We start from the raw sequence: 8,868 nt of genomic DNA, 5'->3' as shown, positions 1-8,868 counted from the left end.
TTTCAAAGTCCCTATTTACATTTGTGTGTCTGATGTATCAACAGTATAATTATACATTTCACGAATTGCGTAAGCAATTAGAAAATCAAGTAGTCCAAATTCCATAAAATGAAATTTTAGGGCAAATTACAGACATTGGCTTGGCTGTAGTATTTTTAAACAACGTGTGTTAGACTACTGTTATACAAATTTGAATTTGCACTTCCATAAGGTGAAATGTATTGACACAAAAAATACAGTATGATAGTATTGCCATTAGAAGAAAGAAAGGCACATTTTGTGTAAGGTGAGGAAATGATTAATAGATAATTTGATTTAAGTAAGACACATATAGTTATTGAGCCTGTAGAGAATAGGTTTGTTTTGTGTACGCTTAAGTTGGATTATCGCAAGAGGCATTTCCTTTGTTTTCCTTTTGGAAAAGAAATAAGGGTCTATTTAGCGAGTCTATTTTTGCGTATGCAAAAAAGACTCGTTTTTGTGTGTTCAAAATAATAATTGGCTCAGACTTCGAAAAGGAGAAACTTTAATGTTGCAGATAAAAAAATTAAATTTAACACATAAAAAAGACCTGAGAATAATTCTTAATGATTTCAACCTTGTGCTAAATGATGGAGATAAGGCAGTTATTATTGGAGAAGAGGGAAATGGGAAATCGACATTAATGAAGTGGATATACAATCCGTCGCTTGTAGAAAACTATATAGAAGCAGATGGGGAAAGGATAATGGGACACGAACGTCTTGGTTATCTTCCGCAGGAGATGCTCGATGAAGATAAGGAAAAAACAATATACGAATATTTTTCTGAAGAGGAAATATTCTGGGAGAAAACGCCTAAAGAATTGTCTGTTATTGCGGGAAAATTTGGAATGAAAAATGATTTTTTCTACAGTAACCAGACAATGGGTAGTCTTTCAGGAGGCGAAAAAGTCAAGACACAACTTATGAGGCTTTTCATTCGCGATGTTTCTGTGCTGTTGTTGGACGAACCTTCCAATGACATCGACATTGCGACGCTTACATTACTGGAAAAAATCATAAATGACTGGAAGCACATTGTGCTTTTTATTTCACACGATGAAACGCTGATAGAGCGTACTGCCAACATGGTGATACATATCGAGCAGATTATACGAAAAACAAAGGCGAGATATACCGTGGCAAAGCTTCCCTATAGACGCTATGTGGAAGAACGGCTTCATAAATTTGAAATCCAAAAACAGCGGGCACTGAGTGACCGTAGGGAGAAAAAGATTCGCGATGAAAAATATCAAAGAGTTATGCAGAGTGTACAAGGTGCATTAAGAAGTTGTACCAGACAAGCACCGTCTGTTGCCAAAAACTTAAAGGACAAAATGCATACGGTTAAGGCAATGGAACGAAGATTTGAAAAAGAAGATGAAAATATGACTCAGATGCCGGAACAGGAAGAAGCAATCTTTGTCAAATTAGGGGATGAAAACTCACACATTCCCGCAGGAAAAACGGTCATAGAATATGAACTTTCAAAGCTTGTGACTCCGGATGGCAAAAGAATTTTAGCAGAAGGAATTCATTTAAAAATAAAAGGTTCAGAAAAAATCTGTATGATAGGAGCCAACGGGGCAGGAAAAACGACTCTTCTAAAAAAGATAGCGGAAGAACTCCTAAATCGGAATGACATTAAAGCAGAATATATGCCTCAAACTTATGAAGACCTGCTGGATTTGGATGTTACACCGGTTGATTACCTTGATAAAACAGGAGATAAAGAAGAGCGTACAAGAATTAGAACATACCTTGGTTCACTTAAATACACACCAGATGAAATGGAGCATCCGATTCGGGAGTTATCAGGCGGACAAAAGGCGAAAGTGCTTCTCTTGAGGATGAGCTTAAGTGGTGCAAATGTTCTTATTCTGGATGAACCGACAAGAAATTTTTCACCATTGTCCGGTCCGGTAATAAGAAAAATGCTCCGAGAATTTCCGGGGGCTGTCATTAGCATTTCTCACGATAGAAAGTATATTGAAGAGGTGTGCGATAAAATATATCAGCTAAATCCTAATGGATTACAGCTAATTGGTGATTGATAACAAAAAGGATGAAAGACTGACAAATTTCAGGCTTTTAGTGAGTTGGAAAGCATACAAAGATTTGAATTTGGAGGATAGATTATGGTACGTACAGAAGATGCATGTGAAATTATAAAATATGCTTTGCAAAACGAAATTAAAGTATATTTAGATGGCGGATGGGGTGTTGATGCACTTCTTAAAAGAGAATCAAGAATACACAATGATATTGATTTGTTTGTTGAACTGAAACATTATCATGATTATATTTATGTGATTAAGCAGCATGGATTTGAGGAAGTAAATACTGATTATACAACGGATGGTCATACTGTCTGGAAAGATGATAAACAAAGAATCATTGATTTACATTGTTTTGAATTTACAGATGACGGAATTGTTTATGAGGGAGATATATTTCCATCAAAAACTTTTTCCGGTATTGGAAAAGTTGGAGATATAACTGTTTCTTGTATTGAACCATTGAGTCAGGTAATGCTTCATTTGGGATATGAACACGATAAAAATGATGTGCATGATGTGATGCTGTTGTGTGAAACATTTCAAATAGCAATACCAGATGAATATAAGGAAAAGTAAAATTCCAGTTTGTCAATTACAAGTGACATTGAAAGAGTCAGCCCATTCAAGGTGCTGGCTCTTTCAAAAATTCCATTCTAATAAATTGCACGACAACTTAAAGTAAAAATGAATACCCATTAGTAAGAAGTGAATAGAAAAATGAATAAAAGAGTGGTGTTTCGTATAATTATGAGTTAGTATGCATCAGACACACTTTTGTAAAAAGGGAGTTTTCAAAAGAGGAAATCAGGAAAACACCAACACTTGCGGCAGCAGAAGCTGTTATTCAGGCTATTTACGGGAATCTGGAAAAGGCGGAGAAATATGCTTCATATGTAGGGGATGAACGTCTGATGAAGCTGCATCTTGATGTAATTATTCCGGGAACTGACCGGGAGAGGGCAAGAGCTGCATTGCTTAAGCTGGCTGAAATATATAATAATTATGGCATTTTGCCGAATCTTCCTCTGGCAGCAGGCAGAATTACCATGATAAACGGATTCCGGGATATGACCATGTATGGAAATTATGTACATGACCGGAAGGAACAGCTAAAGGGCTGGGTAAAAAGCTTCTATGGAGACAGTTCCCTTGGAATTGCAGAAATAACTTATGCAGAAGTATGCTATCAGAGAGATGAATGTTTTGAAGCAATTACTACATTAGTTGGAATTATTCCATTTATAGAAAAAGAAGGCGAAATTGCTGTTCTGTTTATTGCTTTGAGCCTTCAGATGCGGATTATGATAGCAACCGGACAGATAGCGGTGGTATATCCGATTCTGGAAGAGATATATCAGAGACTTCATAAGGAACAGAGCAGATGGCTTTTAGAGAATTTCGGAGCAATGAAAGCCTGGGGACTGTTGTATGATGGTGATGTGAATGCAGTAACGGAATGGATGGAAAATGAGGCACCCAGCGAATTTGGAGAACTGAACATGCTGGATACCTATAAATATATGATAAAGATGCGGGCATATATTCTGGAAGAAAAATATCTGGCAATGCTTTCGCTGGCAGAGTATTTGAGGGAGCCGCTGCGAAAGGGTGACCGCGTCATGGATTTATGTGAAATGAATCTTTTATGTGCAGTCAGCTATTTCTTAAGTGATCGGAAAGAGGATGCATTTCAGCTTATAGATGAGCTGCTTCCGATTGTAAAAGAAAGACGATTTGACCGGCTGATAGCAGATGAAGGAGAAAAAGTGTATATGCTTTTGCGGGCTTACCGGCAGGAGCGGCAGATAAAGGACGAATATCTGAACCGGTTGATACAGCTTGCAAAGAAAATGGCACTTCTTTATCCGGATTATCTGCGTAAAGCCAAGGAAGATTATCCGCCATTGACGAAAAGCGAACAGGAAATCCTGCGGCTGATGGCAGATGAGCGTTCTAATCAGGAAATTGCAGATTTCATGGGAATCAGCATCAATACCGTAAAGTTTCACGGAAAAAATATATTTGCGAAGCTCCGGGTCAGGACGAGAAGACAGGCAGTACGGGTAGCAAAAGAGAACCGTCTGGTCTCGTTGAGATAAATAGTCATATTGAGGGAAGTACGCTTAGCGGGCTTCCCGTTTTTATTTTACAGGAAATTGCTTTCCTGTAAAGTAAAAAACGGGAAGCGAGGATGCGCACTGCGGCGTATAAGGTAGATGTCGCAAGCGACCGCCGCAGGCGCGGGAATGTGCCAAGGCACATTCTTTTTTTTGCAGTTCGTTATGCAGGTTTTGCAGGCTGCCAGACATCTTAACTGCCACTGCCAGATTCTGCAGGCGGCTTCATTTCAAAGAAACATTTCAATTCTTATTTGCGCAAGTTTTATATCCCATAAATTTACATTTTTTTTACAGAAGTTACTCCCAAATATGATAGAAAGCTTTTTTCACACATAATATGCTGAAAAACAGAAGAAAGCAGAAAAATACTGCATACATAGCAGGGAGGAAGTACAGTGCCATCAACCAGATAGGTTATGGGATGCATGGCAGACAGAATCGGAATTTCTGCTGCCATGGCAATGATGCTGGCATTTGGCATTACCGCCATCTGGTGGGTGGCAGTGACCATTCCGTTGTTGTTAAATTATAAACAGAATTATTATGCAGAGACAAAAGTGTCCGTAAAAGAAACTGTTGTCCGTCTGGGAAATATTTTTTCCGAGTTAAAAGCTAATAAGAAGATTCTCCTGTTCCTCATCTCGTTCTTTTTCTACATAGACGGTGTGTATACCATTATCGAAATGTCCACTGCATATGGCAAAGATGTGGGAATCGGTGACAGCAGCATGCTCTTGGCACTGCTTTTAACACAGGTGGTAGCCTTCCCTTGCTCCATTCTTTTTGGAAAGCTTGCCCGCAGATTTGAATCTGAGAAATTGATTTTAGTCTGCATCGGAGCGTATTTTCTCATCGCACTGTTTGCACTGCAGCTTGATACCGCATGGAAATTCTGGTTCTTAGCGACCTGCGTCGGTGTCTTCCAGGGTGCCATCCAGGCACTCCCCCGGTCTTTTTATAGCATTCAGTTGAATTTATATAAGATCTGTGATACGTTTACTGAAGATGATTAAACAAAGGTAATTATTTACTTTGGGAGCAGAAAATAAAAAGAAGGTGAAGCTATGAAATACAATATTATTCCGGTTCAGACCGTAAAGGCAACCGGAGCCAAATTGTATACATATATATTAGATAATTTTGAAGAAATCGACAGTAACCGTACCCGCCCGCTGGTACTTATCTGTCCGGGCGGCGGCTATGAATTTACCTCCGACCGGGAGGCAGAGGCGGTTGCAGTACAGTATATTGCCAGAGGATTTCATGCCTGCGTCCTGCGCTACAGCGTAGCTCCTGCAGAATTCCCTCAGTCCCTCTGCGAACTGGCATGGAGTGTGGCATATTTAAGAGAGCATGCAAAAGAATATGGCATTAAGCCGGATAAAATTATCGTATCCGGATTTTCCGCCGGCGGTCATCTGGCAGCAAGTCTTGGGGTCTTCTGGGATAAGGACTGGCTTGCAAAAGAAACAGGACTTACCGCAGAGCAGATGCAGCCAAATGGATTACTGCTTTCTTATCCGGTAATTACATCCGGAACATATGCACATCACGGCAGCATGGAAAACCTGATGGGAACGAAAAAGAGCAAAGAATTAGAAGAGCTTTTAAGCCTGGAGCATCAGGTGGGAAAACAAGTGCCGCCGGTATTTATCTGGCATACCTTAACCGACCAGTCGGTGCCAGTCCAGAATACACTGATGTTTACGGAAGAGCTGGTAAAGAATCAGGTCTCCGTAGAAGTTCACATTTTCCCGGAAGGACAGCATGGACTCTCCCTTGCCAATGAAGAGACGCAGATTACGGAGACAGGTTTCGGCATTCAGAAGCGTTGTCAGGACTGGATAGCATTAGCCGGGAAATGGGTGGCAGATTTGGAGAAATAAGATTGCGACTGATTCTTTTAGCAAAAATACAGAATACATTGCACTGTGATTAGCTATACATATCCGGGTTCCCGGAATAAGGTACTGACCATAAGCTACGATAATGGCATATGGTCAGATGTGTATTTACTGGAAATATGAAAACCTGCTTTTATCCTACGAAAAGAAGATTCATGCCGGAAGCGAATTGTAAAACAGATAAAACAATGCTATAATACACTCTGTATATGTATGTGGTCGTAACAATTGTGTAAAAATATCCGCATTTATATAGGAGAAATTTATGAAGAAAAAAATCAAGCTGAAGGGTCATCTGAAAAATTATATGTACTGGCCGCTGATGCTTACTATTTTGCTGGCATGCATGAACGTGCCGATGTATTTTGTAAATGAAGGGGCAGCGTTACTGGTATCCATTTTCCTTGGGATTTATCTCATTGTTGTGGTGATATCTTATAATGTTAATAAACCGGTGCTGGTGAATGAGCTGATTAATTTTGCCACTCAGTACGGAACGGTGCAGAAGAAGCTGCTCAATGAATTCGAAATACCGTATGCACTTTTGGACTATAACGGAAAGGTTCTCTGGGTCAATGAGAAATTTACGGAGATTACAGGAAAGACCAAAAATTTCCATAAATCCATCACCAGCATTTTCCCGGGCATTACCAGAGAGCTGATTCAGCAGGAGCAGTTCGTGGAAGATGTAAATATGGTCTGGCAGGAGCATAATTTCCGTATTGAAATGAGCAAGATTTATTTTGAGGAAATGGCGGAAAACAGCAGCATTGTATCTATTGAAGAGGATGAACAGTATCTGACAGCGCTGTACCTTTTTGATGAGACAGAGCTTTATAATTACATCCGTGAAAATGAAGAACAGAAGCTGGTGGCAGGTCTTGTATACATAGACAACTATGACGAGGCGTTAGACAGTATTGAAGACGTAAAACGTTCACTTTTAGTGGCATTGATTGACCGGAAGGTAAACCAGTATTTTACGAAAATGGATGCGCTGGTGCGTAAGATTGAGAAGGACAAATACTTTGTGGTATTCCAGCATAAATATCTTGCAGAGCTGCAGAGCGACCGGTTCAGTCTGATTGAAGATGTTAAGACTGTCAAAGTGGGAAATGAAATGGCGGTGACTTTAAGTATCGGAATCGGTGTCGGCGGTGATACTTATAATCAGAATTATGAATATTCCCGTATGGCAATCGACCTGGCACTGGGCCGGGGCGGCGACCAGGTGGTAGTCAAAGAGGGTGAAAATGTTGTCTACTATGGCGGTAACAGCAAGCAGGTAGAGAAGAACACCCGTGTAAAAGCAAGAGTCAAAGCCCATGCACTGCGGGAGATTATCGAGAGCCGTGAGCATGTTATGATTATGGGACATTCTATTTCCGATACAGATGCTTTTGGTGCGGCAATCGGAATCTACTGCGCCGCAAGAGTATTAGGAAAGAAAGCGCAGATTGTTTTAGACCAGGTAACTTCATCCCTTCGTCCATTGAAGGAAGGTTTTACCACAGAGAAGGGTTATCCGCCGGATATGTTTGTTTCCAGTGAACGTGCGCTGGAGCTGACGGATTATAACACACTGGTTATGGTAGTGGATGTAAATCGTCCGAGCCATACGGAGTGTCCGGGCCTTTTGAAGCGGACCGACAGTATCGTAGTATTTGACCATCACCGCCAGAGCAGTGAGGTCATTTCCAATCCGGTACTTTCCTATATTGAGCCGTATGCATCTTCTACCTGTGAAATGGTAGCAGAGGTGCTGCAGTATTTTACAGAAAATATCAAGCTGGCACCCCACGAAGCAGACTGTATTTATGCGGGAATCTTAATCGATACCAGCAACTTTATGACCAAGACCGGTGTCCGTACCTTTGAAGCAGCCGCTTATCTGAAACGTTGCGGAGCGGAAGTAACCCGTGTAAGAAAAATGCTTCGAAATGATATGGATGCCTACAAAGCCAGAGCAGAAGTGGTCCGCCATGCGGAAGTATACCGCGGTGCATTTGCCATTTCCATCTGTCCGGCAGATAAGATTGAAAGCCCTACCATCGTAGGAGCCCAGGCGGCAGATGAGCTGTTAAATATTGTCGGAATCAAAGCGTCCTTTGTATTAACCGAATATCAGGGCAAAATATATGTAAGTTCCCGTTCCATTGATGAAATCAATGTGCAGAAAATCATGGAACGTCTTGGGGGCGGCGGACATCTGAACATGGCGGGCTGCCAGCTTCGTGACTGTACCGTGTCCCAGGCACAACGCATCATAGAAGACACCATAGACGAAATGCTTGAGGAAGGAGATATAGAAGAATGAAAGTAATTTTATTAGCAGATGTAAAATCCCTTGGAAAAAAAGGTGAGGTAGTAAATGTAAGCGATGCATACGCAAGAAATCAGTTAATTCCGAAGAAATTGGGAGTTGAAGCAAACAGCAAGACCTTAAATGACTTAAAGCTGCAGAACAAACATGCAGATAAGGTTGCAGAAGAGAATTATCAGGCAGCATTAAAGCTGGCAGATGAGATAAAGGATAAGACCGTAGAAGTGAAAATGAAAGCCGGAGAAGGCGGAAGAACCTTTGGTTCTGTATCCACCAAAGAGATTTCCCAGGCAACGCATGATCAGCTGGGTCTTGAGTTAGACAAGAAGAAAATGCAGTTAAAAGAAGCCATCAAATCATTTGGTGTATATGAAGTGCCGGTTAAGGTTCATCCAAAGGTAACTGCAACATTACGTGTAAAAGTAACGGAAGAGTAGATTA

Annotated in this window: 7 protein-coding genes; all 7 read left to right on the top strand. The window is 40.8% G+C overall.

Annotated features, from left to right (window positions below):
- Nucleotides 1–529: 529 nt before the first annotated feature.
- The 7 genes from DWY37_RS10265 to rplI all read left to right on the top strand — a co-directional run bounded on the left by DWY37_RS10265 (nucleotide 530) and on the right by rplI (nucleotide 8,864).
- Nucleotides 530–2,074 carry an ATP-binding cassette domain-containing protein gene (locus DWY37_RS10265; protein ID WP_009247522.1) on the top strand — a complete coding sequence of 515 codons (1,545 nt, stop codon included), beginning with the start codon at nucleotides 530–532 and terminating at the stop codon, nucleotides 2,072–2,074.
- Between the two features lie 84 nt (nucleotides 2,075–2,158).
- Nucleotides 2,159–2,656, top strand: a complete 498-nt coding sequence (locus tag DWY37_RS10260; protein WP_009247521.1) for a nucleotidyltransferase domain-containing protein — start codon at nucleotides 2,159–2,161, stop codon at nucleotides 2,654–2,656.
- A 335-nt stretch (nucleotides 2,657–2,991) separates the two neighbouring features.
- Nucleotides 2,992–4,179 carry a helix-turn-helix transcriptional regulator gene (locus tag DWY37_RS10255; RefSeq protein ID WP_117699172.1) on the top strand — a complete coding sequence of 396 codons (1,188 nt, stop codon included), beginning with the start codon at nucleotides 2,992–2,994 and terminating at the stop codon, nucleotides 4,177–4,179.
- 446 nt (nucleotides 4,180–4,625) lie between these two features.
- Nucleotides 4,626–5,213 (top strand): MFS transporter, encoded by a 588-nt coding sequence (locus DWY37_RS10250; protein ID WP_242986278.1) that lies wholly within the window; start codon nucleotides 4,626–4,628, stop codon nucleotides 5,211–5,213.
- A 51-nt stretch (nucleotides 5,214–5,264) separates the two neighbouring features.
- Nucleotides 5,265–6,086, top strand: a complete 822-nt coding sequence (locus DWY37_RS10245) for an alpha/beta hydrolase (protein WP_117699174.1) — start codon at nucleotides 5,265–5,267, stop codon at nucleotides 6,084–6,086.
- Nucleotides 6,087–6,369: 283 nt separating this feature from the next.
- Nucleotides 6,370–8,421, top strand: coding sequence for a DHH family phosphoesterase (locus tag DWY37_RS10240; RefSeq protein WP_022242557.1), 2,052 nt, complete (start codon nucleotides 6,370–6,372; stop codon nucleotides 8,419–8,421).
- Nucleotides 8,418–8,864 (top strand): 50S ribosomal protein L9, encoded by a 447-nt coding sequence (gene rplI / locus DWY37_RS10235; RefSeq protein ID WP_117699175.1) that lies wholly within the window; start codon nucleotides 8,418–8,420, stop codon nucleotides 8,862–8,864. Before DWY37_RS10240 ends, rplI begins: the two co-directional genes overlap by 4 nt.
- Nucleotides 8,865–8,868 lie beyond the last annotated feature (4 nt).

This window comes from Roseburia sp. AF25-13LB (assembly GCF_003478915.1).
Lineage (GTDB): Bacteria > Bacillota > Clostridia > Lachnospirales > Lachnospiraceae > Roseburia_C > Roseburia_C amylophila.
Note: the sequence above shows the minus strand (reverse complement) of the source record. Positions and strands in the feature narration are given on the sequence as shown.

What these genes read in the sequence shown, in the direction of transcription:
- DWY37_RS10245 (WP_117699174.1), top strand. Translation starts at nt 5,265, where the DNA reads ATGAAATACAATATTATTCCGGTTCAGACCGTAAAGGCAACCGGAGCC.
- DWY37_RS10265 (WP_009247522.1), top strand. Translation starts at nt 530, where the DNA reads ATGTTGCAGATAAAAAAATTAAATTTAACACATAAAAAAGACCTGAGA.
- DWY37_RS10240 (WP_022242557.1), top strand. Translation starts at nt 6,370, where the DNA reads ATGAAGAAAAAAATCAAGCTGAAGGGTCATCTGAAAAATTATATGTAC.
- DWY37_RS10250 (WP_242986278.1), top strand. Translation starts at nt 4,626, where the DNA reads ATGGCAGACAGAATCGGAATTTCTGCTGCCATGGCAATGATGCTGGCA.
- DWY37_RS10260 (WP_009247521.1), top strand. Translation starts at nt 2,159, where the DNA reads ATGGTACGTACAGAAGATGCATGTGAAATTATAAAATATGCTTTGCAA.
- DWY37_RS10255 (WP_117699172.1), top strand. Translation starts at nt 2,992, where the DNA reads ATGAAGCTGCATCTTGATGTAATTATTCCGGGAACTGACCGGGAGAGG.
- rplI (WP_117699175.1), top strand. Translation starts at nt 8,418, where the DNA reads ATGAAAGTAATTTTATTAGCAGATGTAAAATCCCTTGGAAAAAAAGGT.